Source organism: Brevundimonas sp. Root608 (assembly GCF_001427825.1).
In the GTDB taxonomy this organism is placed as follows: Bacteria; Pseudomonadota; Alphaproteobacteria; order Caulobacterales; family Caulobacteraceae; genus Brevundimonas.
Genome location: NZ_LMGT01000001.1, coordinates 1,127,855 through 1,152,884 on the forward strand (window position 1 = coordinate 1,127,855; position 25,030 = coordinate 1,152,884).

22 protein-coding genes are annotated in these 25,030 nt (G+C 68.9%); 13 read left to right on the forward strand and 9 right to left on the reverse strand.

What is annotated here, in order from left to right; translation table 11 throughout:
- Positions 1-77: 77 nt before the first annotated feature.
- Positions 78-1,379, reverse strand: coding sequence for a citrate synthase (gene gltA, locus ASD59_RS05420; protein WP_055829368.1), 1,302 nt, complete (start codon positions 1,377-1,379; stop codon positions 78-80).
- 64 nt (positions 1,380-1,443) lie between these two features.
- Positions 1,444-2,868 carry a glutamate--tRNA ligase gene (gene gltX, locus ASD59_RS05425; protein WP_055829370.1) on the reverse strand — a complete coding sequence of 475 codons (1,425 nt, stop codon included), beginning with the start codon at positions 2,866-2,868 and terminating at the stop codon, positions 1,444-1,446.
- On the opposite strand from gltX, the gene ASD59_RS05430 reads away from it, so the two are divergent.
- Entirely contained in the window at positions 2,867-5,035 is a 2,169-nt protein-coding gene (locus ASD59_RS05430) for a ComEC/Rec2 family competence protein (RefSeq protein WP_055829760.1), read from the forward strand. The two genes, gltX and ASD59_RS05430, sit on opposite strands and share 2 nt — an antisense overlap.
- Here ASD59_RS05430 and lexA read toward each other — a convergent pair.
- The 4 genes from lexA to ASD59_RS05450 form a co-directional block, all read right to left on the reverse strand.
- Positions 5,016-5,708 carry a transcriptional repressor LexA gene (gene lexA / locus ASD59_RS05435; protein WP_055829373.1) on the reverse strand — a complete coding sequence of 231 codons (693 nt, stop codon included), beginning with the start codon at positions 5,706-5,708 and terminating at the stop codon, positions 5,016-5,018. The genes ASD59_RS05430 and lexA overlap by 20 nt on opposite strands.
- A gap of 304 nt (positions 5,709-6,012) precedes the next feature.
- Positions 6,013-6,804: an indole-3-glycerol phosphate synthase TrpC gene (gene trpC, locus ASD59_RS05440; RefSeq protein WP_055829375.1), complete on the reverse strand. Its 792-nt coding sequence runs from the start codon at positions 6,802-6,804 to the stop codon at positions 6,013-6,015.
- Positions 6,801-7,835, reverse strand: coding sequence for an anthranilate phosphoribosyltransferase (gene trpD / locus ASD59_RS05445; protein WP_055829378.1), 1,035 nt, complete (start codon positions 7,833-7,835; stop codon positions 6,801-6,803). The genes trpC and trpD overlap by 4 nt, the downstream gene beginning before the upstream one ends.
- Positions 7,836-8,426, reverse strand: a complete 591-nt coding sequence (locus tag ASD59_RS05450) for an anthranilate synthase component II (protein WP_055829381.1) — start codon at positions 8,424-8,426, stop codon at positions 7,836-7,838.
- A 104-nt stretch (positions 8,427-8,530) separates the two neighbouring features.
- Here ASD59_RS05450 and ASD59_RS05455 point away from each other — a divergent pair, with 104 nt between their 5' ends.
- Positions 8,531-8,713, forward strand: coding sequence for a hypothetical protein (locus ASD59_RS05455; RefSeq protein WP_055829383.1), 183 nt, complete (start codon positions 8,531-8,533; stop codon positions 8,711-8,713).
- Here ASD59_RS05455 and trpE read toward each other — a convergent pair.
- On the reverse strand, positions 8,710-10,224 hold the full coding sequence (trpE, locus tag ASD59_RS05460) for an anthranilate synthase component I (protein ID WP_055829387.1): 1,515 nt from the start codon (positions 10,222-10,224) through the stop codon (positions 8,710-8,712). The two genes, ASD59_RS05455 and trpE, sit on opposite strands and share 4 nt — an antisense overlap.
- Positions 10,221-12,164, reverse strand: coding sequence for a peptidylprolyl isomerase (locus ASD59_RS05465; protein ID WP_055829389.1), 1,944 nt, complete (start codon positions 12,162-12,164; stop codon positions 10,221-10,223). The genes trpE and ASD59_RS05465 overlap by 4 nt, the downstream gene beginning before the upstream one ends.
- A 133-nt stretch (positions 12,165-12,297) precedes the next feature.
- On the opposite strand from ASD59_RS05465, the gene tpiA reads away from it, so the two are divergent.
- From tpiA to ASD59_RS05480, 3 genes are all read left to right on the forward strand, one after another.
- The gene (gene tpiA, locus ASD59_RS05470; RefSeq protein WP_055829391.1) at positions 12,298-13,047 is read left to right on the forward strand and encodes a triose-phosphate isomerase; all 750 of its coding nucleotides are present in this window, start codon (positions 12,298-12,300) and stop codon (positions 13,045-13,047) included.
- A 131-nt stretch (positions 13,048-13,178) separates the two neighbouring features.
- Complete coding sequence (gene secG, locus ASD59_RS05475; protein ID WP_082560054.1) at positions 13,179-13,595, forward strand: preprotein translocase subunit SecG; 417 nt, start codon at positions 13,179-13,181, stop codon at positions 13,593-13,595.
- Between the two features lie 89 nt (positions 13,596-13,684).
- Positions 13,685-15,337 (forward strand): CTP synthase, encoded by a 1,653-nt coding sequence (locus ASD59_RS05480; RefSeq protein WP_055829397.1) that lies wholly within the window; start codon positions 13,685-13,687, stop codon positions 15,335-15,337.
- Positions 15,338-15,544: 207 nt separating this feature from the next.
- Here ASD59_RS05480 and ASD59_RS05485 read toward each other — a convergent pair whose 3' ends face one another.
- Positions 15,545-16,444, reverse strand: coding sequence for a LysR family transcriptional regulator (locus ASD59_RS05485; protein ID WP_055829399.1), 900 nt, complete (start codon positions 16,442-16,444; stop codon positions 15,545-15,547).
- 114 nt (positions 16,445-16,558) lie between these two features.
- Here ASD59_RS05485 and ASD59_RS14365 point away from each other — a divergent pair, with 114 nt between their 5' ends.
- From ASD59_RS14365 to ASD59_RS05515, 8 genes are all read left to right on the forward strand, one after another.
- Positions 16,559-16,735, forward strand: coding sequence for a hypothetical protein (locus tag ASD59_RS14365; protein WP_162246620.1), 177 nt, complete (start codon positions 16,559-16,561; stop codon positions 16,733-16,735).
- A gap of 14 nt (positions 16,736-16,749) precedes the next feature.
- Positions 16,750-18,534 (forward strand): PHA/PHB synthase family protein, encoded by a 1,785-nt coding sequence (locus ASD59_RS05490; protein ID WP_056614958.1) that lies wholly within the window; start codon positions 16,750-16,752, stop codon positions 18,532-18,534.
- A 97-nt stretch (positions 18,535-18,631) separates the two neighbouring features.
- Positions 18,632-19,117, forward strand: coding sequence for a helix-turn-helix domain-containing protein (locus ASD59_RS13835; protein ID WP_082560056.1), 486 nt, complete (start codon positions 18,632-18,634; stop codon positions 19,115-19,117).
- A 20-nt stretch (positions 19,118-19,137) separates the two neighbouring features.
- Positions 19,138-19,467 carry a hypothetical protein gene (locus tag ASD59_RS05495; RefSeq protein ID WP_056614955.1) on the forward strand — a complete coding sequence of 110 codons (330 nt, stop codon included), beginning with the start codon at positions 19,138-19,140 and terminating at the stop codon, positions 19,465-19,467.
- A 1-nt stretch (position 19,468) separates the two neighbouring features.
- On the forward strand, positions 19,469-19,936 hold the full coding sequence (locus ASD59_RS05500; RefSeq protein ID WP_055829407.1) for a hypothetical protein: 468 nt from the start codon (positions 19,469-19,471) through the stop codon (positions 19,934-19,936).
- Positions 19,933-20,244: a hypothetical protein gene (locus ASD59_RS05505; protein ID WP_055829408.1), complete on the forward strand. Its 312-nt coding sequence runs from the start codon at positions 19,933-19,935 to the stop codon at positions 20,242-20,244. The genes ASD59_RS05500 and ASD59_RS05505 overlap by 4 nt, the downstream gene beginning before the upstream one ends.
- Positions 20,245-20,623: 379 nt before the next feature.
- Entirely contained in the window at positions 20,624-21,988 is a 1,365-nt protein-coding gene (locus ASD59_RS05510) for a DUF6880 family protein (protein WP_200943521.1), read from the forward strand.
- 97 nt (positions 21,989-22,085) lie between these two features.
- Positions 22,086-24,929: a M16 family metallopeptidase gene (locus tag ASD59_RS05515; RefSeq protein WP_055829411.1), complete on the forward strand. Its 2,844-nt coding sequence runs from the start codon at positions 22,086-22,088 to the stop codon at positions 24,927-24,929.
- The last annotated feature ends 101 nt before the right edge of the window (positions 24,930-25,030 follow it).

The window sequence follows — 25,030 nt, forward strand, 5'->3', positions numbered from 1 at the left end:
GTCGGCAAGGCAATGGCCTGACATCCAACGAAAAACGCCGGAGCGAAGGCCCCCGGCGTCTTGTCGTGCGGGTCGTATCAGCCGCGACTGCTGATCGGCACGTAATCGCGTTCGGTCGGGCCGGTGTAGAGCTGGCGCGGGCGGCCGATCTTCTGGCCGGGGTCGGCCATCATTTCCTGCCACTGGGCGATCCAGCCGACGGTGCGGGCCAGCGAGAACAGCACGGTGAACATCGACGTCGGGAAACCCATCGCCGACAGGGTGATGCCCGAATAGAAGTCGACGTTGGGGAACAACTTTCTCTCGATGAAATATTCGTCGTTCAGGGCGATGCGCTCCAGCTCCTTGGCGACCTGGAACAGGGGGTCGTTGGGGTCGCCGACGGCGGCCAGCACCTCGTCGGCGCTCTCCTTCATCACCTTGGCGCGCGGGTCATAGTTCTTGTACACGCGGTGGCCGAAGCCCATCAGCTTGTATTTCTTGGCCTTCACGCCCTCGATGAACTCCGGGATCCTGTCCGGGGTGCCGATCTCCTTGAGCATGTTCAGCGCCTCTTCATTGGCGCCCCCGTGCGACGGACCCCACAGACAGGCGATGCCAGCGGCGATACAGGCGAAGGGGTTGGCGCCCGACGAGCCGGCCAGGCGGACGGTCGAGGTCGAGGCGTTCTGCTCGTGGTCGGCGTGCAGGATGAAGATCCGGTCCATGGCCCGGGCCAGCACCGGATTGACGACATAGTCCTCGGCCGGGACGGCGAAGCACATGCGCAGGAAATTCTCGGCGTAGGTCAGGTCGTTGCGCGGCGAGATGAAGGGCTGGCCGATATGATATTTGTACGCCCGGGCCGCGATCGTCGGCATCTTGGCGATCAGGCGGATGGCCGAGATGTTGCGCTGGACCGGATCGTGGATGTCCAGGCTGTCGTGATAGAAGGCCGACAGGGCCCCGACGGTGCCGACCATGATCGCCATGGGATGGGCGTCGCGGCGGAAGCCCTCGAAGAAGCGGTCGAACTGCGAATGCAGCATGGTGTGCATGGTGACGCTGCGCTCGAACGCCTCATACTGGGCGGCGGTCGGCAACTCGCCGTGCAGCAGCAGGTGGCAGACCTCGACGAAGTTGGACTGCGACGCCAGCTGGTCGATCGGATAGCCGCGGTGCAGCAGGGTGCCGATATCGCCGTCAATGAAGGTCAGGGCGCTTTCGCACGAGGCGGTCGAGGTGAAGCCGGGATCGTAGGTGAAGGCCTCGGTCGCGCCATACAGCTTGCGGATGTCGATCACGTCCGGCCCGGTGGATCCTGACAGGACCGGCAGTTCGACGCTCTTGTCGCGGAAGGTGAGGGTCGCCGAGCCGGCGGGTTTGGCTTGTTCAGTCATTGAAGCCCCTGGGGGTTTGGCGGAGACCGGCGCGGAGAGGCGCAATCCACGGTCTGATGAATTGTCAGATAGTCTGTTGCAGCGCATCATCCAAGCGCCCGAGGCTTTCTTCGCGTCCCAGGGCGGCGAGGGTTTTGGCGATGTCGGGCGAGACGCCGTCGCCCGTCAAGGCCGCGCGCACGGCGGGGCCGATCTTGCCGAAGCCGACGGCCTCCTCCTCGGCGAAGACCTTGAGCTCGGCCTCGAGCGCGAACACGTCCCAGCTGGCGAACAGTTTCAGCCGATCGCGCAGGCGGGCGATGCGTTCGCCCGATTCGCCCGCCAGCATCGGCAGGCCTTTTTCGTAGATCTTCAGAGGGCGCGGACGCAGGACGAAGGCGGTCTGGTCGGCCAGTTCCAGCACCGTCCTGGCCCGGTCTTTCACGAACGGCATCGCCGCGAGCAGGCGCGCCTCGTCGTCCGGGCCCAGGGCGTGGCCGCGGGCCAGATGCACGTCGAGCGTCATCTTGGCGAGCCGGTCGTCGTCGGCCAGCCGAATCCAGTGGGCGTTGACGTGGGCCAGCTTGTCGAAGTCCAGCCGGGCCGGCGCCTTGCCGACGCCGGTCAGGTCGAACCATTCCAGCGCCTGGGCGTCGTTGAACAGCTCGTCGTCGCCATGGGCCCAGCCCAGCCGGGCCAGGTAGTTGCGCATGGCCTCCGGCAGATAGCCCATTTCGGCGTATTCATGCACGGCCTGGGCCCCGTGGCGCTTTGACAGCTTGGCCCCGTCGGGGCCGTGGATCAGGGGGATGTGGGCGAAGCTCGGGCGGGCCCAGTCGAGCGCGTCATAGATCAGGCTCTGGCGCGCGGCGTTGTTGAGATGGTCGTCGCCGCGGATGACGTGGGTCACGCCCATGTCGTGGTCGTCCACCACCACGGCGAGATTGTACGTCGGCGCGCCGTCGGAGCGCAGCAGGACCAGATCGTCGAGATCGTCATTGGCCCAGCTGACCGTACCTTGCACCTGATCCTCGACCGTCACCTGGCCGGGCAGGGGGCGGCGGAAGCGGACGACGTGAGGCTGCGTCAGATCGTCGACGGAAGGTTCGCGGTCCCGCCACGGCGATTCGAACGTGCGCCGTTCGGCCTTGGCGAGGTCCCGCAGGCGACCGGTCTCTTCGGCAGAGGTGAAGTCTCGATAGGCGGCGCCCCGCTCCAGCAGGTCGTTGACCACCTCGCGATGGCGGTCGGCGCGGCTGAACTGGAAGACCGGCTCCTCGTCGGCGAACAGCTCCAGCCAGCTCAGGCCGTCGAAAATGGCCTTGACGGCTTCGTCGGTCGACCGTTCCCGGTCGGTGTCCTCGACTCGGACCAGGAACTTCCCGTTGCGTCCCTTGGCGTACAAATAGTTGAAAAGCGCCGTTCGGGCGCCTCCTATGTGCAGGGAACCGGTCGGCGAAGGGGCGAAGCGGGTGACGACGGCTGGCGTGGGAGCGGACGGGGAGGTCATGGCGGGCGTTATAGCGCCGACGCCGGCAAAGCCCAGCCTCGCCGCGCGCGGCCGGACCTTACTGTCGGATCAGTTCCGCGCACAGACCCTGCGGTGGCGGATGTGGGCGCCGGTGGCGTTCGGCGGCGGCTGCGCGGTCTATTTCGCGTTGAAGAGCGAACCGCCGGCCTGGCCGTTGCTGCTCGCCGCCCTGATCGCCGCCGCACTCTGGCTGGGCGCGCGGCGTCTGGCTCTTGGGCGCGTCTGGACCCTGCCGCTGCTGATGCTCGCCTGTTTCGCCCTCGGCTTCGCCGTGGCCAAGCTGCGGACCGACGCGGTCGCCGCGCCCATCGCTCCGGCCATGGCCGAGCCTACGGTGGTCGAGGGTTGGGTGGTCGATGTCGACAGTCCGGGATCGGCGGGGCCGCGCGTTGTGATCGCACCGGTGCGGATCCGGGGCCTGACGCCGGAGCAGACGCCGGTCCGCCTGCGCGCCACGGTCCGGGGCGAGACGCCGGCCCCGGGTCAGGCGGTGCGGCTGTTCGCGATCCTCAACCCGCCGCCGGCCCCGGCCAGTCCGGGCGCCTATGATTTCGGACGCAACGCCTTCTTCCAGAGCCTGGGCGGGGTGGCCTTCTCGCTCGGGGAGACACGGCCGGCGTATCTGACGCCCCCGCCGTGGCGGGTGCGGGCGGCGATGGCGGTCAACGGCATGCGGTTCGCGCTGGCCCGCCGCATTGTCGCGCGCCTGGGCGACCGGACGGGCGGAATCGCCGCGGCCATGACCACCGGGCAGGAGGCGTGGCTGAACCCGGACGACGTCGATGTGATGCGCGATTCCGGGCTGGCCCACATCCTGTCGATCTCGGGCCTGCATATGGCGGTGGTCGGCGGCTTCGCCTTCTTTCTGGTGCGGCTGCTGGTCGCCGCCTGGCCGTGGCTGGCGCTGCGCGTCCCGGGCAAGAAGGTCGCGGCGATCGGAGGGCTGCTGGCCGTGGGGACCTATCTGGTGGTGTCCGGCGCCCCGCCGCCCGCCGAGCGGGCGGCGATCACCGCCTCTATCGCCTTCCTCGCCATCCTGCTGGACCGGCAGGCGATCACCATGCACGCCCTGGCGGTCGCGGCCTTCGTGGTCCTGCTGCTGCAGCCCGAGGCGATCGTGACGCCCGGCTTCCAGATGTCGTTCGCGGCGACGGCGGCCCTGGTCGCCCTGGTCGAGGCCTGGCCGCGCCGGCCGAAGGAAATCTCCGCGCCCCTCCCGATCCTGATCGTCCAGCGGGCGGGCGCATGGCTGGCGGCGGCGGTGCTGGCCAGTCTGGTCGCGGGCGCCGCGACCGGACCGTTCGCCATGCAGCATTTCAATCGCACGGCCATGTACGGCCTCGCGTCCAATCTGGCGACGGCGCCGGTGTCGGACTTTCTGATCATGCCGATGCTGGCGCTGGGCGCCTTGCTGGAGCCCCTGGGCCTGGGCGGGCCCTTCCTGTGGCTGGCGGGGCAGGGGATCGGCCTGATGCTGGCCATCGGCGCCTGGACGGCGGGCCTGCCCGGCGCGGTCCGGACCGTGGCGAGCGCGCCGGACCTCGTCCTGCCGATCTCCTTCCTCGGCGTGCTGTTCTGCTGCCTGTGGCGCGGGCCGTTGCGGTGGCTGGGCCTGCCGTTCGCGGCGGCGGTCATGCTGTGGCCGCGCGCGCCGACGCCGGATGTCTGGATCGGCGACGGCGGGACCAACGCCGCCTGGGTTCAGGCAGGACAGACGATGGTCATGCGGCCGGGCGTGCGGCAGTTCGCGGTCGACGTCTGGTCGCGGCGGCGCGGGCTCCTGCCGCAGGAGCGTCCGTCGGAAGGCTGGACCTGCACCCGGTTCGCCTGCGCGCCAGAGGCTCCGGCAGCCGGGCCCCTGGCTCTGTGGTGGGGAAAGAAGGCGCCGTCCCCCGAACAGATCGACGCCCTGTGCCGCGCGGCGCCCGTGGTCAGCGCGCGCGCCGCCCTGACGGCCCTGCCGCCGTCATGCGACGGCCGTCTGGTGCTGGACGGCGTCGACTACGCCCGGGGCGGGGCGGTGGAGCTGTGGCGCGATGGGCCGCCGTCGGCCGGTCGCTGGCGCGCGGTGTGGGCGGCGGCCATGCGCGGCGACCGACCGTGGAGCCGGTTCGGCGATCCCGACGTCAGTGATAGCGGCGGATGAGTCCGACCAGCTTGCCCTGAACCTCGACCTGATCCGGGCCGAAGATGCGGGTCTCGTAGTTGCGGTTGGCGGGCTCCAGCGCGATCGAGCCGCCCTTCTTGCGCAGACGCTTGAGCGTGGCTTCCTCGCCCTCGACCAGGGCCACGACGATCTCGCCCGAGGTGGCGGTGTCGGTCGATTTGATGATCACCAGATCGCCGTTGAGGATGCCGGCCTCGATCATGGAGTCGCCCTCGATCTCGAGCATGTAGTGCTCGCCCGCGCCCAGCATGGCCTCGGGCACCGGGTAGCGGGCGGTCTCGTGCTCGATGGCGGCGATGGGCGTGCCGGCGGCGATCTTGCCCATCAGCGACAGTTCGCGGGTGTCGTTGGCGGGCTCGGCGGCCATGGGGCGTCCGCCGCCCTGGATGACGTCGGGACGGAAGGGCTGACGCCCGCGCGGCTGGGAGGTGGTGGCCTGTTCCGGGAGTTTGGTCACTTCCAGCGCCCGCGCCCGGTGGGCCAGGCGGCGGATGAAGCCGCGTTCCTCCAGCGCCGTGATCAACCGGTGGATGCCCGATTTGGACGCCAGATCCAGCGCCTCCTTCATTTCGTCGAAGGAGGGCGAGACACCCGTTTCCTTGATGCGCTCATGGATGAACATCAGGAGTTCGTGCTGTTTGCGCGTGAGCATGGCGTCGAATCGTCCAGAACAAGGCGTGAACCGTTGCCGATGTTCTGTAAGTGTTCTTGCCTAATGTCAACTTAACGGCGGGTGGGCGCCTACGACCGTTTCTGACGCATGCATCGCTTACTGTGACCGTCGTCGAAGCGCCGCGAGCCTCCTGAAGTCCGGTGCGTGAATGGAGTTGATGGGGTCAGATCGGAGAAGCAGGGTGAAAGCTTATGAATGTCAGTTGTTTGATCATTCCGACCTGGCCGGGCCAGAGTCCGGTGAGTCCGTAATGTCCGCACTTTTCGAGCGGACTCTCGGCCCCTCAGACCAGCAGTGCCCGCGTCGCCGCCTCGACGTCGGCCTGACGCATCAGGCTTTCGCCGACCAGAATCGCCTGGGCGTGGGCGTCCGACACCCGGGTCACATCGTCCCGCGTGAAGATGCCGCTCTCGGCGACCAGCAGGGCGTGGACAGGGCTCAGCATGGCCAGTCGTTCGGTGACCGCCAGATCGACCTCGAAGGTGCGCAGGGACCGATTGTTGATCCCCACCAGATCGCCGCCCAGCTTGCAGGCGCGGGCCATCTCGGTCTCGTCGTGAGTTTCGATCAGGGCGTCCATGCCGAACCGTCCGGCCTCGGCCAGCAGCTCGGCGGCGAGGGCGTCGTCGACCATGTCGAGGATGATCAGGATGCAGTCGGCGCCCAGGGCGCGGCTTTCGGCCACCTGCCAGGGGTCGACGAGGAAGTCCTTGCGCAGGCAGGGCAGGGCGACGGCGTCGCGAGCGGCGGTCAGGAAGGCGTCATCGCCCTGGAAGCTGGGGCCGTCGGTCAGGATCGACAGACAGGTCGCGCCGCCGCGCTCGTAGGCGCGGGCGAGCGCCGGTGGGTCGAAGTCGGCGCGGATCAGGCCCTTGGACGGGCTGGCCTTCTTGATCTCGGCGATCAGGGCGGGGCGGCCGGTTCCCTCGACGTGGCGCTCGAGGGCGGCGCGAAAGCCGCGGGGGGGCGAGGCGTGACGCGCCAGCGCCTCGACGGCGGCCTGCGAGGTCGCGGCCTTGCGGGCGGCCACCTCGTCCCGCTTGTAGGCGGCGATGCCGGCGAGGACGTCGCTCACGCCGGCTCTTCCGGTTCGGGGGCGTTGGTGGCGACTACCAGATCGTTCAGGGCCTTTGCGGCTCGACCGTCGTCGATGACCGCGGCGGCGATGGCGGCGCCCTCCTTCAGATCGGCGGCGCGGTCGGCGACGACCAGGGCGGCGGCGGCGTTGAGCAGGACGATGTCGCGATAGGCGCCCCGTTCGCCTGCCAGCAGATTGCGCAGGGCAAAGGCGTTCTCCTCGGCGTCGCCGCCGCGCAGATCCTCGATCGAGGCCCGGGGCAGGCCGGCGTCCTCGGGCGTGACGGTGAAGCGGCGGACGGCGCCGTCCCGCCATTCGGCGACCCCGGTAGGCCCCGTGGTGGTGAGCTCGTCCAGGCCCTGCCCATGCACCACCCAGGCCCGATCGGCGCCCAGCCGGCCCAGCACCTCGGCGAGCGGCTCCAGCAGGCGGGGATCATAGACGCCCATCACCTGACGCTTCGCAGACGCGGGATTCGAAAGTGGTCCCAGAAGGTTGAAAACCGTGCGGAAACCGATCTCGGCACGCACCGGCCCGACGTGGCGCATGGCCCCGTGGTAGGCGGGGGCGAACAGGAAGGCGATGCCGGCGTCATCCAGCGAGCGGCGCTGCTGGGCCGGGCTGGCGGCCAGGTTGACGCCGAGGGCCGCGAGCACGTCGGACGAGCCGGACTTCGAGCTCAGGGCCCGGTTGCCGTGCTTGGCGACCTTCAGACCGGCGCCGGCCAGAACCAGCGCGGCGGCCGTGGAGATGTTGAAGGTGTGCTGGCCGTCGCCGCCGGTGCCGCAGGTGTCGATGACGTCGTACGGATGGTCCAGTCTCAGAGCCGCGTCGCGCATCGCCGTGGCGAAGGCGGCGATCTCCTCCACCGTCTCGCCGCGGATCCGCAGGGCGGTGACGGCGGCGGCGACCTGGGCCGGGGTCGGCTCGCCGCGCAGGCAGGCGGCGAAGAAGGCTTGGGCCTCATCCGGGGTCAGGATGCGGCCGTCGACAAGCTTGGCCAGCAGGGGTTTGAAACCGTCGGCCATCTAGACCATCGCCCGGCGTTTGATGTTGGCGAGGTCGAGGAAATTGGCCAGCAGGTCGTGGCCATGTTCGGTGGCGATGGATTCGGGGTGGAACTGGACCCCGTGGATGGGCCGCGTCTTGTGCGCCAGCCCCATGATCTCGCCGTCGGCTGTCCAGGCGGTGACCTCAAGCACCTCGGGCAGGGTTTCGCGGCGCACCGCGAGGCTGTGATAGCGGGTGGCGGTGAACGGCGAGGGCAGGCCCCTGAACACGCTCCGGCCCGCGTGTTCGATCGGCGAGGTCTTGCCGTGCATCAGGGACTTGGCGCGGATCACCTCGCCCCCGAACGCCTGCCCCATGGCCTGATGGCCGAGGCAGACCCCGAAGATGGGCATGGCCAGCGGCGCGGTGTCGAGAATGGACAGGCAGACGCCCGCTTCATTCGGCGTGCAGGGACCTGGCGACAGCAGGACGGCTTCGGGCTTCAGGGCCCAGGCCTCGGCTGCGGTCAGGTCGTCGTTGCGCACCACGCGCGTCTCCGCGCCCAGCTCCGCGAGGTAGTGGACGAGGTTCCAGGTAAAGCTGTCGTAGTTGTCGACGACCAGGATCATGGTCTGGCTTCTAGGGGGTGCGGAGCGACGCGCCAAGCGCATCCCGCCGTAAGTCTTCGTTAACCGAACCGTCCCGAATTGGGATTGTGGAACGGAGACCGGCCATGACCGACAAGACCATCGCCAGGGCGCGCGTCCTGCTGACCCCGGCGCCGGCCCCGGCGAACCCCTATGCGACGCTGGGCGCGGCGGCGCTGGCGGCGACGGCGGCGGTGTTGATGGCCGGGGTGCTGGTCCTCGGACCGGGCGTGCGGTTCGACGAAACCGCAGTCTCGGCCCGGCCCTAGCGGTTGCCGAACGGATAGCGCCAGGCGTCTTCGGCCGCCCGCATGGGGGCCCGCGCCTTGGCCTGGGTCTCGGCGTATTCCGCGGCCGGATCGCTGTCGGCCACGACGCCCGCGCCGGCCTGGACATGGATCCTCCCGGCCGCGAACAGGGCGGTTCGCAGGACGATGCAGATGTCGGCCTCGCCGCCAGCGGAGATGTAACCCACGCCGCCCCCGTAGCCGACGCCGCGCTTGGTCGTCTCCAGCTCGTCGATGATCTCCATCGCCCGCACCTTGGGCGCGCCCGACAGGGTGCCGGCGGGGAGGGCGGCCAGAAGGGCGTCCACGGCGTCGAGGTCGGCGCGCGCGTCGCCCTGGACCTCGGAGACGATGTGCATGACCGAGCTGTAGCGTTCGATGCGGAAGCTCTCGACGACCTCGACGGTCCCGGGCGCGGCGACGCGGCCGACGTCGTTGCGGCCGAGGTCCAGCAGCATCAGATGCTCGGCCCGCTCCTTGGGGTCAGCCAGCAACTCGGCCTCCAGGGCGCGGTCGGCCTCGGGCGTGTCGCCGCGCGGGCGCGTGCCGGCGAGGGGGCGGATGGTGACCCGGCCGTCCTTCAGACGGACGAGGATCTCGGGGCTCGATCCCGCCAGCTGGAAGTCGCCGAAGTCGAGGAAGAACAGATAGGGCGACGGGTTCGAGCGTCGCAGGGAGCGGTAAAAGGCGAACGGATCGGCGCTCCAGGGCGCGGCGAAGCGGTGGCTGAGGACCACCTGGAAGATGTCGCCGGCGGCGATGTAGTCCTTGGCCCGCGCCACCAGTTCGCCGAAGTCCGCGGCGTCGACCGGTGAAGCGAAGTCGGGCGCGGAGGCCTCGACCGCGAGGGGGAGGGCGGGCAGGGGCGCGCGCAGTTCGGTCTCGAACGCGTCCAGCCGGTCGATGGCGGCGGCGAAGGCGGCTTCAGCGGTTCCGCCGCCGTCAGGGTAGGCCGCCGAAACGAGCACGATCTCGTGCCTGACGGAATCGAAGATGGCCACCAGGGTGGGACGGGTCAGGACAGCGTCCGGCAGATCCAGCGGATCCGGGTTCGCCGCGCCCAGCGGCTCGAGCAGCCGCACCATGTCATAGCCGAAGACGCCGAACAGGCCGGCGGCCATGGGCGGCAGATCGCCGGGCAGGTCGAAGCGCGAGGCGGCCATCAGCGTCCGCAGCGAGGCCAGGGCGTCGCCGCTCTCCGGCGTGAACCGGGCTTCGGCGATCGCGGGGCCGCGCGCCAGTTCAGCCCGACCGTCCCGGCAGCGCCAGACGGCGTCGGGTTCGCGCGTGATGATAGAATAGCGGCCGTTTACGGCCCCGCCCTCGACGGACTCCAGCAGGAAGGCGTGGGTCCGGCCGTGCCCGACCTTCAGGAAGGCCGAGACGGGGGTTTCCAGGTCGTCGACCAGCCGGCGGACGACGATGCGGGGAAGGCCGGCGGCCCAGCCGCGCTGGAAGCCGGCGAAGTCGGCCGCGTCGGCGTTCCGGCTCATTGCCCCGGGGCAGGAGCCGGACGCCGGGGCGCCGCAGCGCCCGCGGCCGCCGCGGGCGCCTCGGCGGGGAGGCCGAGGGCCATGCGGGCGAGGGCTTCGTCGTAACGGGCCTTCGAGCGCGCCGAGGCCGCCTTGAGCGCCAGCTCGCCGACAGCGTTCACATTGTCGCCGGCCATGCGCTGGCGGAACTGCTCGGCCACGGGCGCGGCCAGAACCGCCGAGGCCGGCGTGATCCGCTCGGTGCGGCCGATGACGAAGCTGTCGCTGGTGTTCTGCTGCGAGAACACCTCGCCGCGGGCGCTGCCGAACACGCCGGCAATGACGCCCTGGCCGTGCTCCTGGGCCGACTGACGGGTCAGACCGTTTCCGGTCCGGATGGTCGCGCCGGCCGAGGCGGCCAGGGCGGCGAGATCCTCGCCGCGGCGCGCGCGGGCGGCGAGGGCGTTGGCGCGGGTCGTCAGCAGACGGACGTTTTCGCGCAGCACCCATTGCTGGGCCAGCGGGGCGCGGATCGCGTCCAGGGGCGGCAGGGCGGCGGGGGTGACCTCGTCCACGCGGACGACGAAATACTGGCCCTGGCCCATGTCGATGACTTCGCTCTCGGCGCCCTTGCCCAGCGTCCACATGGTCTGGACCAGTTGGGGCGGCAGCGGCGGGTTGATGTCCTGACCGTTGCGCAGCTTGCCGTCCTGGCGGATGGCGGGAACCTGGATGATCCGGGCGCCGATCTCGGCCACCGCGGCGTCCAGCGTCTTGCCGGCCTGACGGGCCTTCTCATAGGCCTCGACGCGGCGATAGACGGCGGCGCGGGCATCCTCGGTGCGAAGTTCCTGGACGACCTGTTCGCGCACGTCGGCGAGGGTGGCGGGGCGCCCCGGGGTGATGGCGGTGACCTTGGCGACGACGAAGCCGACGCTGGCCTGGACCGGAGCGGACACCTCGTTGGCGGCGAGGCCGAAGACGGCGGCGGCGATGGCGGGGTCGCCAAGGGCGCTGCGCGGCGTGTCGGCGTAGTCAGCCGGCTGGATATTGTTGGCGCTGGCGACGGCGGCCGGCGCCTGGCCGGCCCGCAGGGCGGCGGCGATGCGGTCAGCGGCGGCGCGGTTCGGCGCCGTCAGGGTCACGAAGGTGCGCTTCTCGGGCAGGGACAGGGCGTCGCGGCGGAAGTTGAACCGCTCCTCGATCCGGGCCTCGCTGATCGCGGCGGGCGCCGCGCGGTCGTCGAACAGGACGACGGAGGCGGTGCGCGATTCGGGCAGGCGCAGCTCGGCCGCGTTCTGGTTCATGAAGGCGGTCAGCTGGGCGTCCGTCGGGGCCGGGGCCGTGCCGGCCATGGCCTGGGTGACTGTGAACCAGCGGCCGTCCCGGGTCTCCAGCGCCTGGCTGGCCAGGACCGCGCCATAGATGCGCGGCAGGCGCATGCCGGCGCCGAGGGCGGAGCCATAGTGCTGGGTGATGTACTGGTCGCGCAGCTGCGCCTCGAACATCTCGGGCGTGGCGTTGTTTTCCGCCAATTTGGACCGGTACTGGTTCTCGTCGAACTTGCCGGTGACCGAATCGAAGAAGCCCGGCGCCTGGCGGATCTGGCGCAGGACCAGTTCCTTGCCGGGGCGGATGCCCGTCTGCCAGGCCCAGTTCAGGAAGCCGAGCTGCTGCGCCCGCTGCTGCAGGTACTGGGTCAGTCCGCCCTCGCCGATCAGCTCCTCGAAGGTCAGGGCGCGTCCGGCCTGTTCCTGGGACTGCTGGAGAATACGGTCCATCTCGCCGCGGAATTCGGCCTGGCCGACACTGCGGTCGCCCGCCGTGATCACGTGCTTCGGTCCCAGGTTGCCCAGCACGTCCAGCTGGGTGCCCCCGGTGACGAGCAGCGCAAGCGCCAGAACGACAAGCAGGCCGATGGCCCATCTGGATTTGGCGAAGGTGCGGAATGCGGTGAGCATGGTCTGTCCTGGCGGAACGGCAGCGAGTGTCGCTTGGCCTATAGGGGGTGAGCGACCCGCACGGCAAGACGATGGCCATTCTTGTCGGGCCGCGTGGCTTGGCTTGGACGATCTCGCCGCATAGAAGGCGCACATGAAACAATCCGTGAAGCTGGTCGCCGGCAATTGGAAAATGAACGGTCTGGGTGCGAGCCTGACCGAGGTCGAGGCCCTGCGCGCCGCACTGGAGCGCGAGCCCGCAGCCTGTCGTGTGGCCCTGTGTCCGCCGGCAACCCTCATCGAGCGGATGGCGCGGGCTGCGGCCGGGGGCCCTATAGAGATCGGAGGTCAGGACTGCAGGGCCGAGACCCACGGCGCCTTCACCGGCGACGTCTCCGCGGCGATGCTGAAAGACGCCGGCGCGGGTCTCGTGATCCTGGGCCACTCGGAGCGCCGTCAGGGATATGGCGAGACCGATCTTCTGGTGTCGGCCAAGGCCGAGGCGGCGCTGTCCGCCGGACTGGCGCCGATCATCTGTGTGGGCGAAACGCTGGAACAGCGCGAGGCGGGGCGGGCGGTCGAGGTGGTGCGTTCGCAGGTCATGGCGTCCCTGCCGCCGGCGTTGACGGGCCGCGACTTCGCCGTGGCCTATGAACCGGTCTGGGCGATCGGCACGGGCCTGACGCCGACGCTGGAGCAGATCGAGGAGGTGCACCGCGCCGTCCGGGCCGCCATGATCGAACGGCTGGGGCTGGGGATCGCGGCGACGCCGATCCTGTACGGCGGCTCGGTCAAGCCGGACAACGCGATGGAGATTCTGGCCGTCGCGGAAGTCGGCGGCGCATTGGTGGGCGGGGCGTCGCTGAAGGCTGCGGACTTCCTGGGCATCGTCCGCGGCGCGTGATCCCGGGCCGTTTCGGCCCCCCTGGGCCGACAACCACGACCGGGGGGGAAAGCGCGTTTGCTCCCGTCCCGCATCAATGTTAGACGCCGCCGCTTGATCGGCGCGGGTGCGCGCCACACATATCGGCTGCCATGCTCCAGACCATTCTCCTCGTCGCCATGATCCTCATTTCGGTCGCGCTCGCCGGCGTGATCCTGATTCAGCGCTCCGAAGGCGGCGCCCTGGGCATGGGCGGAGGCCCGTCGGGCTTCATGACGGCGCGCGGCGCGGGCAATCTGCTGACCAAGACGACCTGGGTCCTGTCGATCCTGTTCTTCCTGTGCGCCATCGGGCTGACCATCCTGGGCAACGTCGAGCGCTCGAACCGTTCGATCGTCGACGCGGACGCGATCGGCGAGCTGGTCGCCCCGACGACGCCGCAGACCGCGCCGACGCAGGCTCCGGCCACCGCGGCCCAACCGGCCGCGCCCTCGCTGCAGGATCTGGAATCCAGCCTGTCTGGAACCGCTCCGGCGCCGGCTCCCGCCCAGCCCGCCCCGGCGCAGTAAGGATGAGCGGGGACCTTATCCCCGCCTTCCGCTCCCGCCCTCAAAGTCTCCGCAGTACGCCGCTCGAATCAGCGGTAGAGTGATCTCCCATGGCCCGTTACGTGTTCATCACCGGCGGCGTGGTTTCCTCATTGGGAAAAGGCCTCGCCTCCGCCGCTCTCGGCGCGCTTCTGCAAGCGCGCGGCTACAAGGTTCGCCTTCGTAAGCTCGACCCCTATCTGAACGTCGATCCGGGCACGATGAGCCCGTATCAGCATGGCGAGGTCTTCGTCACCGACGACGGGGCCGAGACAGATCTGGACCTGGGCCACTACGAGCGCTTCACCGGCGTCTCGGCGGCCAGGTCGGACAACATCACCACGGGCCGGATCTATTCGACGATCCTCGAGAAGGAGCGGCGCGGGGACTATCTCGGCGCCACGGTCCAGGTGATCCCGCACGTCACCGACCAGATCAAACAATTCTGCCTGACGCCCGCCCTGACTGACGACGGGGAAGGCGTGGACTTCGTGCTGGTCGAGATCGGCGGCACCGTCGGCGACATCGAGGGCCTGCCGTTCTTCGAGGCCATCCGCCAGCTGGGCCAGGACCTACCGCGTGGCCAGTCGTGCTTCGTGCACCTGACGCTGCTGCCCTTCATCAAGACCGCCGGTGAGATGAAGACCAAGCCGACGCAGCATTCGGTCAAGGAGCTGCGTTCGATCGGCATCCAGCCCGACATCCTGCTGTGCCGCTGCGAATTCCCGATCCCGCCCGAGGAGAAGCGCAAGATCGGCCTGTTCTGCAACGTGCGCGAAAGCAGCGTCATCCAGGCGATGGATTCGGCCGATATCTACGCCGTTCCGCTGGACTATCACCGGGAAGGGCTGGACGCCGAGGTCCTCGCCCATTTCGGCATGACGGACGCGCCAGCCCCGGACCTGTCGATGTGGGAAGAGATCGCCCGGCGGCGCCTGCACCCCGACGGCGAGGTCACCGTGGCCGTGGTCGGCAAATACACGGTGCTGAAGGACGCCTACAAATCCCTGATCGAGGCCTTGCAGCACGGCGGGGTCGCCAACAACGTCAAGGTCAACATCGACTGGGTCGAGGCCGAGACCTTCGAGGGCGACCGCGAGGCCTGCGACGCCCGTCTGCAGGCGGCCCACGCCATCCTGGTGCCCGGCGGCTTCGGCGAGCGTGGTTCGGAAGGCAAGATCGAGGCGGCGCGCTTCGCCCGCGAACGCAAGATTCCCTATTTCGGCATCTGTTTCGGCATGCAGATGGCGGTCATCGAGGCAGCCCGGAACCTGGCGGGCTATCCGAAAGCCTCATCGACCGAATTCGGCCCGACGACCGAGCCTGTGGTCGGCCTGATGACCGAATGGACCCAGGGCAACCAGCGCGTCCTGCGCCAGCAGGGCGGCGACATGGGCGGCACCATGCGTCTGGGCGCCTATGACTCGACGCTGCGGCCCGGCTCGAAGATCGCGCAGATGTACGGTTCGACCACCATCAGCGAGCGGCACCGCCACCGCTATGAGGTCAACATCAACTATCGCGAGGCGATCGAACAGACGGGCGGCCTGACCTTCTCCGGCCTGTCTCCCGACGGCGTCCTGCCCGAGACCGTCGAGCGCGAGGACCATCCCTGGTTCATCGGTGTCCAGTATCACCCCGAACTGAAGAGTCGGCCATTCGCGCCGCACCCCTTGTTCGCCGGCTTTATTGAAGCGGCGGTGGTGCAGAGTCGGCTGGTTTGACGGGGGCGACAATCCCTTCGAACGGTCGACGGTGGCGGCAGCGGACGCACACTTGAGTGCCCGGCTGGCTTTTGCTGTCAACGTACATATGACCCTTGCGGGCGCATTTCAGTGACTCGAACACAGCCGCTTCCCCTCGTGTGTTTCGCCAAGTAACCATGTTACATTCGTCGTTGCGGTGCAAGCTCTGAACAGTAAACGCCGGTTTCAGGTCCCCGTGAACATGGTCCGGTCAGCCCTGACAGCTTCGAGGATCATGGCCGTAACCGCCCGGATCCGGGCCAGCGGCTTCAGGTCCGCATGAGTCACCAGCCACAGGCTGCGGTCCAGGTGCACGGCGTCCGGCAGGACCCGCCGCAGTCCGGCTTCACGCGCCGCGATGAAGTCCGGCAGCACGCACAGGCCGGCGCCGGCCAGGGCGGCCTGCAACTGGGCGATCAGGTTTGAACTCTGCAGGGCCACGTGAATGTCCACGTCCGGGGCCTGCATGTAGTCCAGCTCGGGCGCGTAGAGCAGGTCGCCAATATAGCCGATGAAGCGCTGACCGGCCATGTCGGCCCGCGTCAGGATCGGCGGACGCGCGTCCAGATACGAGGGGGCGGCGTACAGGCTCAGGCCGTAGTCGGTCAGCTTTCGCGACACCAACCGGCCTTCACGCGGCGCGCTGAGCGTCACGGCGATGTCGGCTTCGCGCTTGGACAGGCTGAGCACGCCGGAGATCGCCACCAGCTGGATATCAAGGCCGGGATGACGATCGGCCAGCCGCGCCATCAACGGAGCCAGGACATAGCTTCCGAACCCCTCCGGCGCGCCGATGCGGACCGTGCCGCTCAGCGCCTGGTCCGCCTCGCCGAGCTCATGGGCGGCGCGCAGGGTCAGGCTCTCGATCTTCTCGGCCGTCGGCATCAACCGCTCGCCATGCGGAGTCAGGGCGTAGCCGTGGGGGCTGCGATCGAACAGCTGGGCGCCCAGACCCGTCTCCAGCGCCGCGATGCGCCGCGCCACCGTCGTATGATCCATGCCGACGCGGACCGCCGCGGTGGTCAGTCGCCCGGTGCGGGCCACCGCCAGGAAGGCCCGCAAGTCATTCCAGTTGAAGTCCGCCATGGGCCTCCTTGTGCAAAAATGCACAACCGTTGCGCAAGTACTGGCATCGTCAGAACAGAAAAGCCATGAGATACCGCCGCTATCGAACGCGACTTCGTTCAGGGGACCTTCGTCATGGCTTTCGACTCCGCCGCCTACATGCCCGTCGCGCCCTCGCCGGTCGCGGCCCTCATCGAGGCCGCGGTGGAACCGTGTCCGGTCTGGGCCGCCGAGAACCCCGACCGCGCCCTTGCGTTGCTGTTTGTCGCCCCGCGCGCCTGCGCCGCCGTCGACGTCCTCGTCTCGCTGTAAGCGAAAGCCACACCATGCCAGTCTCGCCGCCGATCCCCTCCGCGCCCGATCCGATGGTCGTGGCCGAAACCCTGACTACTCTGATGCAGAATGCCGTCGCCGCCGTGCGCACGACGATGGTGCAGGCGACGACGCCCCAGGTCCTGCCTTACGATCCGACGACGCTGGCCCGGGCGATGATCGACTTCAACACCTCGGTGATGATGCGTCCGGCGACGCTGTTCGAAGCCCAGGCGAAGAACTGGAACGACTGGACCGCCCTGTGGCGGACCATGGGCGAGCGGGCGATGGGGCGGGAGACCGCGCCGGTCGCGGCTCCCGCCAGGGGCGACCGCCGGTTCTCCGACCCGGCCTGGAGCGAGGAGCCGGTCTACGACTGGCTGAAGCAGGCCTATCTGCTGGCCGCGCGCCAGCTACAGGAATTTGTCGCTACGGCCCCGGTCGATGAGGAGACCCGCGCCCAGGTCGATTTCGCCAGCCGCCAGATGATGAACGCCCTGGCCCCGACCAATTTCGCCCAGACCAATCCGCAGGTCGCCCGTCGGATGGTCGAGAGCGGCGGTCTCAGCCTGATGACCGGCGTATCGAACCTGCTGGAAGACATCGGCAAGGGGCAGGGCCTGGTCAGCCGCCGGGCGCCGAACGATTTCGAACTGGGCGTCAATGTCGCCGCCACCCCGGGAGCGGTGGTGTTCAGCAACGCCCTCATGGAGCTGATCCAGTACGCACCGACGACGGACAAGGTCTATCGCCGGCCGCTGCTGTTCGTCCCGCCGCTGGTCAACAAATACTATCTCTTCGACCTCACCCCCAAGGCCAGCTACCTGAAGTGGCTGGTCGACCAGGGCCACACCGTCTTCGTCATCTCCTGGGCCAACCCGGACGAAAGCCACGCCGACAACGGGCTGGACGCCTATGTGAAGGACGGCGTGATCGCCGCCCTGGACGCCGTTGAGGCGGCGACGGCCGAGCCGGACGTCGATCTGGTCTCCTACTGCCTGGGCGGCACGCTGTCGGCGATGACCCTCGCCTATCTGGCCGCGACGGGCGCGGCCGACCGCGTGGCCTCGGCGACGCTGATCGCCACGCTCGTCGACTTCGGCGACATGGGCGAATGGTCTGTGTTCACCGGGGACAAGGATCTGAAGGCGTTCAACCGTTATCTGGACGAGCGCGGCTATGTCGAGGCGCACGACCTGACCAAGCTGTTCTCGACCGTGCGGGCCAACGATCTGATCTGGTCGTCGGTGGTGAACCATTATCTGCTGGGCGACGAGGCGCGGGCCTCGGACCTGCTGTGGTGGTTCGACGACGGCTCGCGCATCCCGGCCCGGATGCTGAAGGAATACGGCGCCCAGGTGCTGCGCGGGAACCGGCTCAGGGAGAAGGGGGGGGTGTCCATCGACGGCGTCCCGCTGGATCTCGGCGCGATCGAAACCCCGGTCATGATCGTGGCCCTGAAGGACGATCACGTCGCGGCCTGGAAGAACACCTACGCCGGTCGGAACTTCTTCGGCGGACCGACACGCTTCCTGCTCGGCGGTTCGGGCCACAACGCCGGAATGATCAATCCGCCGGCGGCGAACAAGCACGGCTACTGGATCAATGACGCGGCGCCGGACGAGGCTGACGCCTGGCTGGCGGGCGCCGAACAGAAGACAGGTTCGTGGTGGCCTGAATGGCAGGGCTGGCTGGACGCCGCCGCCGCCGACGAAAAGGTCAAGGCGCGCAAGGTCGGGGCCGGCAAGTTGAAGGCCGGAGAGGCGGCTCCCGGATCATATGTCCGCGTCCGCCACTGAGGTCTGATACGCCTCGCGCGTGCAATCCGGTGAATTTGGTTTAACCCTTCTCTTTCGAGTCAGCGGCTTAGGTCCTGACCGTCTGTAGGGGTGGAGCATGGGCGACCGGCTATCGCGGCGGCAGCTGCAGTGTGTTCGACTGGCTGGAGAGGGGCTTTCCAACAAGGAGATCGCCCGGCGGCTGGGCGCGACGATCTCGCCGAGCACCGTCAACAACCATCTTTCGAACGCCTACAAACGGCTCGGGACGTCTGATCGCTACGAAGCCGTGCGTATTGTCTCCCGGGACTACCCGCTTTCCTCCCCGTTTTCTCCCGGTCCCCTTCCCAGCGGTCCATCCCCGACGTTCCCTGGTTCGGCGCCGGACGAGCAATCCGGCGTCCCAGGTGATCGCCCGGGCCCGTCCAGCTGGTTCCTCCCGCGTCCTGACCGGCGCATCCTGGTTCGGCTGTCTCTGGTCCTCGCGTTCGCGATGGGAGCCGCGATCGTGTCGATCGGAATCGTGTCTGTGATGGCGGCGACTACACGCACCGCCGCCGAACAGGCGCCTCCCGGCGCGATCCGGACCTTGTCGGAACCATAGACCAGCCACGGAGCGCGGACGTGAAGAGAGCACAGGTAGGGGTGAGGATCGCCCGGCAAATCCACACGACGGAGCACGCCGTCGACAGAGCCATGGTGGCCGCAAGCGAGTTGTTGCAGACGATGCTCGACGGTCGGCGGGACGCGGCGGTGGGAGCCGACGTCGGTCATGCCGAGATCAGCGACGTGGTGGCAAGTCTGGCGCAACTGAACGGGGCGCGAGGCCTGGTGGTCCGCAGTCACGGCGGGCTCGCCCAGATGGCCGAGACACTCGGCGTGTCGTGGCGCATGGAGGGGCCGGGGGAGGACAAGAATCCGCTGGCGCCCATGACGATCGCCGCAAACGGCTGACATGCTGGGTGACGGGTACAGCCTGGCTCAACATGCGATCTGGCTTCTGAGCTATTTGACGATCGGTCTCCTGTTTGTGGCCGGACGGCTCGCCGAACGGATTGCAGGAGCCGCCTTCCTCGTGGCGATGGTCGGAACGACGTTCGTGGACCATCTGCATATCGGCGAAGTTCGTTACGGGGTGGCGATTCTGGGTGTGGCCCTGTTTGTGACGCTCATCGTGCTGGCGTTGCGGACGGACCGCTGGTGGCTGATCGCCGCAGCCGGAGTGCAGTTGCTGTCGATCGGCCTTTGGACAGCAACAATATTCGGCGACCTGCAAATCTGGGGCGCGGTCACGGTTCGCATCGTGATCTGGGTGCAGCTGATGCTGCTCGCCCTGTTCGGGGTGTGGGAGGCCCGCGCGGCTCCTTATGCCCAACCTTCATCACCAGCCGGACCCGGGGTCTGGCCAGGAGCACTATCATGACGACCAAGCGCGCCTTTGGACAGGCGATCGCGCTGTGGGAAGCCACGCGCCAGACAGCCAGCGACGATGATTTCGCTACACTGGAAAACGCCGAGCGCGTGATCCTCGCCCATAGACCCGGTTCACTCGCCGAGGCGGCCAGCATGCTGGAGGTGGTGATGGAGCAGCGTGGCGACGGTCGCAGCGATGGTCTCGATCTGCGCGCGCTCGAGCGGGTCGTCTCACTGCTCCGCAATGGTGCGGCCGGGAATGGGCGTCTTGCGCAGACGACCGGCACGGTGCTGGGATTTGGAGCGGGCCGGGCCTGAAGCGATCCGGGGTGGGTGGCGGGGTCCGCCCACTGCGGACGGTCAGCGGGTCGCCTGTTCACCGACCCTTGATTTGCCTCTGCCGCGATACGGATGGACCGTAGGCGCGGAGGCGGCAGGATGCGTGGCTCGGGCGCCAGTTTGACGAGGATCGAGCGTGAGCTGGAGATCCTGCGTATCGCCGAAGCCTTGGCGCAGCGTGGCTTCCATGTGTTCGGTTCAACTCCGGCCGGCGCCCGGACCGATCCGCCGGTCACGACGCCCGCGGATACGCATCCGCCCGGGGCCATAAAGCGAAACGCAGGCTAGCCGCCTGGCGCATTTCGCCGCAACGGCAGCGCTTGCACCGGCCGCGCTTTCGGGCCTCTTGGCTGCACGCATGGCCAGACGCCCCTCCACAGCAAGGAAGACCCTGTCCGAGGCCAATCTGGCCGCCCTCGGTGGGGATCGTCTCGCCGCCCTGCTGATCGAGGTTGCGAACGGGGACCTGAAACGGCGGCTGCGAATGGAGCTGGCCGCGGAGGTCGGAGCGCCCGACCTGGCGCTGGAACTGGACAAGCGGCTGACCACCCTGGCCGCCAGCCGGGCCCGCGTGTCCTGGCGCAAGCGGCCGGAACTGATCGCGGACCTCCAGATGCTGCGGCGGATGATCGTCGGGCGGCTCGCCCCCATGGATGCGAAGCTGGCGTTCGACCGTCTGGCGGCCTGGTTTGACCTCTATCCATCGCTGACCGCACGGGTGAAGGACCCCAAGGGCGAACTCACCCTCGTCTTTGACGGCGCGACGGCGGATCTGGCGTCGCTGGCTTCGGCGGTCGGCCCGGATGTCGCCGCGCCCGTGTTGACGGAGGCCCTGTCCGCAAGGCTGTCGGAATGGGCTTCGTGGGTCGGGCGCGGCGCAGCCGCCCTGAGCCCGGCTGTGGCCAAGAGGCTGTTGGCCGACCTGACGCGCGGACGGCCGCGCCCGACGGGCCGGCTTGCCTTGGTCGTGCGCAAATTGGCGGATCGGGCGGGCGACATCGACGCCTGGGTCCTGGCCATCCCGGATGATGACCGACGAAAGCCCGATGTCGCCGCAGGGATCGCCAGACGTCTTGCCGAGGCCGGCCGCGCGGAAGAGGCGCGCGCGGCGCTCGAAGCGTCGCGGACGGAAAGTCCGCCGGCCAGCCGATGGGGCCGGGCCAGGGCCGTGGAGCCGGCGCCCCTGCCGGAAAGCTGGCACGCGGCCGAGATCGCGGTCCTGGAAGCGGAGGGAAAGACCGCCCGGGCGGAGGAAGCCCGGTGGACGCTGTTCGGGCGGACCCTTTCGGACGACACGCTGAGGACCCTGCTGGCGGGGCTGCCGGACTTCGAGGACGTCATCGCGCTGGACCGGGCCTTCGCCCTCGCCGGCGCCCACGTCGACCCGATGAAGGGGCTGGCGTTCCTCATGACCTGGCCCGCGCATCGCGAGGCGGCCGCTATGATCCTGGCCCGGCGCGAGGAGATCCGGGGATCGTTCGACGATCTGCCCCTGTGGGCCGCGCGGCTCGCCGGCCGCTATCCGGACGCCGCCCTGCTGCTTGTCCGTGCGCGGGCCGAGGCTCTCGTTCGCCTTGGCGACGGCATGACAGACGAGGTGGAGGGCCTGATCGGCGAGGCGGAAACCCATGCGGTGGCTGCGGGCGAGGATTCTGAAATCCACGCCGCCTTTATCAAAGGGCTCCGGTCGCTCGCAGCGACGAAGCGTCCCGGCTGGCGGTGAAACGAGGGGGTGGAAGCCATCATCCGCGTTTGACGAAGGCCGCAGGGCCATGCCCTATGCCGCTCCCGTCCTCGGCCTCAATCATCGAAAGTCGTCCATGCGCGCTCGTCTTGTCTCCCTTGCGGCCCTTCTCGCGGTCGTCGCACCGCCGCTGACCCTCGCCGGGGTCGCCGCCGCCCAGACTCCCGTGACCGCCGAAGGCGCCCAGGCGCCTGAATTGCCGGCGGCGCCGGTCGCGGACCTGGTGTCCCGGGTCAACATCCCCTGGTCGCGCTTCACCCTGGACAACGGCCTGACCGTCATCGTCCACACCGACCGCAAGGCCCCCGTCGTCGCGGTGTCCATCTGGTACAATGTCGGATCCAAGGACGAGCCGGCCGGTTCGACCGGCTTCGCCCACCTGTTCGAACATCTGATGTTCGGCGGGTCTGAGAATTCGCCGAACAGCCACCTGCAGGCGATGCGCGGCGCCGGCGCCACCAGCCTGAACGGCACGACCTGGTTCGACCGGACCAACTATTTCGAGACCGTCCCCACGCCGGCGCTGGAGCAGACGCTGTTCCTGGAAAGCGACCGCATGGGCTATCTGCTCGGCCAGGTCGGCCAGGAGGTGCTCGATCTGCAGCGCGGCGTGGTCCAGAACGAAAAGCGCCAGGGCGACAACCAGCCCTATGGCCTGTTCGAATACGCCCAGCTGGAAGCGCTCTTCCCCGAGGGTCACCCGTACCGGCACTCCACCATCGGTTCGATGGCAGACCTGGACGCCGCCAGCCTCGAAACGGTGCGCGGCTGGTTCCGCGAGAATTACGGTCCCAACAACGCGGTGCTGGTCCTGTCCGGCGACATCGACGAGCCGACGGCTCGCACCCTGGTGGAGAAATATTTCGGCGCCATCCCCCGCGGCCCGGTGAACACGCCGGCCGAGGCCGCCATCCCGACCCTGGCCGCGCCGGTCAGCGCCGTGATGCGCGACCGCGTCGCCAACGTCCGCCTGACCCGCAGCTGGGCCGTGGCCGGCCTGCTGGACGAGGACACCATCCCGCTGTCTGTCGGGGCCTCCGTACTGGGCGGCCTGGCGAGTTCGCGGCTGGACAATGAACTGGTGCGCGGGGACCAGTCGGCGGTGTCGGCCAGCGCCTCCGTGTCGGACTTCCACCGCCTCGGCATCTTCGACATCTCGGTGGACGTGAAGCCGGGACAGGACCCCGCGGCCGTCAACGCCCGGCTCGACGCCATTCTGGCGGACCTGATCGCCAACGGCCCCACGGACGAGGAAGTCGCCCGCGTCGCCACCAGCTATGCCTCGCGTCAGATCCAGAGCCTCGAACAGGTCAACGGCAAGGCCTCGGTTCTCGCCGAGGGCCAGCTCTATGCGGGCGATCCCGACCACTACAAGCATCAGCTCGAAGCCTATGCGTCGGTCACCCCGGCCCAGGTTCAGGCCGCACTGCGGAAGTGGCTGTCACGGCCGGTCTACAGCCTGACCATCGAGCCGGGCGAGCGCGAGGCCTATGCCGAGGCCGCCGCCTCGCCCTCGGGCGCGGCGCCCGTGGCGGCGGCGGCGATTGAACGGATCGCCCGCGATCCGATGCCTGTGATCGGAGCCGTGTCGGACCTGTCCTTCCCCGCCATCGAGCGCACCCGGTTGTCCAATGGCGTCCCGGTCGTCTACGCCCGCAGCGCCACCGTGCCGGTGACGCGCGTGGCCGTCGAGTTCGACGCGGGCTATGCCGCGGACCGCGCCGACCGGCTGGGCGCCCACAGCCTGATGCTGGACCTGATGGATGACGGGACGACGACCCGCAGCTCGACCCAACTGGCCCAGGAAGAGGAACGCCTCGGCGCCTCGATCAATGTCGGCGCCTCGATGGACCGTTCGGCCGCCAACCTGACGGCCGTGACGACCAATCTGCGCCCGTCTCTGGCCCTGCTGGCGGATGTGGTCCGCAACCCGGCCTTCGCCCCGGGCGAGGTGGAGCGCCTGCGTAACCAGCGCCTCTCGTCGATCGCCAGCGAGCGGACCAATCCCAACGCCTTGGCCATCCGCGCCCTGCCGCCGTTGCTCTACGGGGAGGAGAGTCCGTACGGCCGTCCTTTCACCGGCACCGGCGACGAGATAAGCATCGCGGCGCTCGCCCGCGCCGACATCGTCTCGGAACATCAGACATGGGTGCGGCCCGACAACGCCACCATCTTCGTTGTGTCGGACCTGCCTCTGGACCAGGTCACGCCTGAGCTGGAGGCGGCGTTCGGTAACTGGAGCGCTCCCGCTGTCCCGCGCGGCTCAAAGACCTTCGGCCCGGCCGCGACCGCCGGGACCAGCCGCATCGTCCTGATCGACCGGCCGCAATCGCCGCAGTCGCTGATCTACGGCGGCGTCGTTCTCCCGCTGTCGGGCACGGACGACCTGCTGGCGCTGAACACCGCCAACTCCATTCTGGGCACGGACTTCCTGTCGCGCATCAACGCCGACCTGCGCGAAACCAAGGGCTGGTCCTATGGCGTCCGCGGGACCATCAACCAGATGCAGCATCAGGTGCCCTATCTCATCTCGGCGCCGGTCCAGGCCAACCGTACGGGGGAATCCATCACCGCCCTGATGCAGCAGTACAATGCCTTCCTGACGACGGACGGCGTCACCCCGCCCGAGCTGGAACGGACGATCAACGGCAACACCCGGTCCCTGGCCGGTGGGTTCGAAACCTCGGCCCAGCTGCTGGGGGCGCTTCGCAGCAACGCCCTGTACGGCCGTCCGGACGACTATTACGACACCATCGCCAGCCGCACCCGCGCGCTGTCCGCGGCCGATCTCGACGCGGCCGCGCGCGGCGCGATCCGTCCGGAAGGCTTCGTCTGGGTCGTGGTGGGCGACGCCGCCGTCGTGAAACCCCAGCTGGATACGCTGGGCCTGCCGGTCGAGGTCCGGTCCACAACGCAATAAGCTCGCAACCCTCTCGGCCGAACGAGGCGCGCCGTTTCGCGGCGCGCCTTTTTCGTGAGCGGCCGGCCGGTGTCGGCCTGTCGCCCGCGACACGGTTCAAT

What these genes read in the sequence shown, in the direction of transcription:
- tpiA (WP_055829391.1), top strand. Translation starts at nt 12,298, where the DNA reads ATGAAACAATCCGTGAAGCTGGTCGCCGGCAATTGGAAAATGAACGGT.
- ASD59_RS05510 (WP_200943521.1), top strand. Translation starts at nt 20,624, where the DNA reads ATGGCCAGACGCCCCTCCACAGCAAGGAAGACCCTGTCCGAGGCCAAT.
- ASD59_RS05485 (WP_055829399.1), bottom strand. Translation starts at nt 16,444, where the DNA reads ATGGCGGACTTCAACTGGAATGACTTGCGGGCCTTCCTGGCGGTGGCC.
- trpD (WP_055829378.1), bottom strand. Translation starts at nt 7,835, where the DNA reads ATGGCCGACGGTTTCAAACCCCTGCTGGCCAAGCTTGTCGACGGCCGC.
- ASD59_RS05500 (WP_055829407.1), top strand. Translation starts at nt 19,469, where the DNA reads ATGCTGGGTGACGGGTACAGCCTGGCTCAACATGCGATCTGGCTTCTG.
- ASD59_RS05480 (WP_055829397.1), top strand. Translation starts at nt 13,685, where the DNA reads ATGGCCCGTTACGTGTTCATCACCGGCGGCGTGGTTTCCTCATTGGGA.
- ASD59_RS05515 (WP_055829411.1), top strand. Translation starts at nt 22,086, where the DNA reads ATGCGCGCTCGTCTTGTCTCCCTTGCGGCCCTTCTCGCGGTCGTCGCA.
- ASD59_RS05505 (WP_055829408.1), top strand. Translation starts at nt 19,933, where the DNA reads ATGACGACCAAGCGCGCCTTTGGACAGGCGATCGCGCTGTGGGAAGCC.
- trpE (WP_055829387.1), bottom strand. Translation starts at nt 10,224, where the DNA reads ATGAGCCGGAACGCCGACGCGGCCGACTTCGCCGGCTTCCAGCGCGGC.
- gltA (WP_055829368.1), bottom strand. Translation starts at nt 1,379, where the DNA reads ATGACTGAACAAGCCAAACCCGCCGGCTCGGCGACCCTCACCTTCCGC.
- ASD59_RS14365 (WP_162246620.1), top strand. Translation starts at nt 16,559, where the DNA reads ATGGCTTTCGACTCCGCCGCCTACATGCCCGTCGCGCCCTCGCCGGTC.
- lexA (WP_055829373.1), bottom strand. Translation starts at nt 5,708, where the DNA reads ATGCTCACGCGCAAACAGCACGAACTCCTGATGTTCATCCATGAGCGC.
- ASD59_RS13835 (WP_082560056.1), top strand. Translation starts at nt 18,632, where the DNA reads ATGGGCGACCGGCTATCGCGGCGGCAGCTGCAGTGTGTTCGACTGGCT.
- secG (WP_082560054.1), top strand. Translation starts at nt 13,179, where the DNA reads ATGCTCCAGACCATTCTCCTCGTCGCCATGATCCTCATTTCGGTCGCG.
- ASD59_RS05430 (WP_055829760.1), top strand. Translation starts at nt 2,867, where the DNA reads ATGGCGGGCGTTATAGCGCCGACGCCGGCAAAGCCCAGCCTCGCCGCG.
- ASD59_RS05490 (WP_056614958.1), top strand. Translation starts at nt 16,750, where the DNA reads ATGCCAGTCTCGCCGCCGATCCCCTCCGCGCCCGATCCGATGGTCGTG.
- ASD59_RS05455 (WP_055829383.1), top strand. Translation starts at nt 8,531, where the DNA reads ATGACCGACAAGACCATCGCCAGGGCGCGCGTCCTGCTGACCCCGGCG.
- ASD59_RS05450 (WP_055829381.1), bottom strand. Translation starts at nt 8,426, where the DNA reads ATGATCCTGGTCGTCGACAACTACGACAGCTTTACCTGGAACCTCGTC.
- ASD59_RS05465 (WP_055829389.1), bottom strand. Translation starts at nt 12,164, where the DNA reads ATGCTCACCGCATTCCGCACCTTCGCCAAATCCAGATGGGCCATCGGC.
- gltX (WP_055829370.1), bottom strand. Translation starts at nt 2,868, where the DNA reads ATGACCTCCCCGTCCGCTCCCACGCCAGCCGTCGTCACCCGCTTCGCC.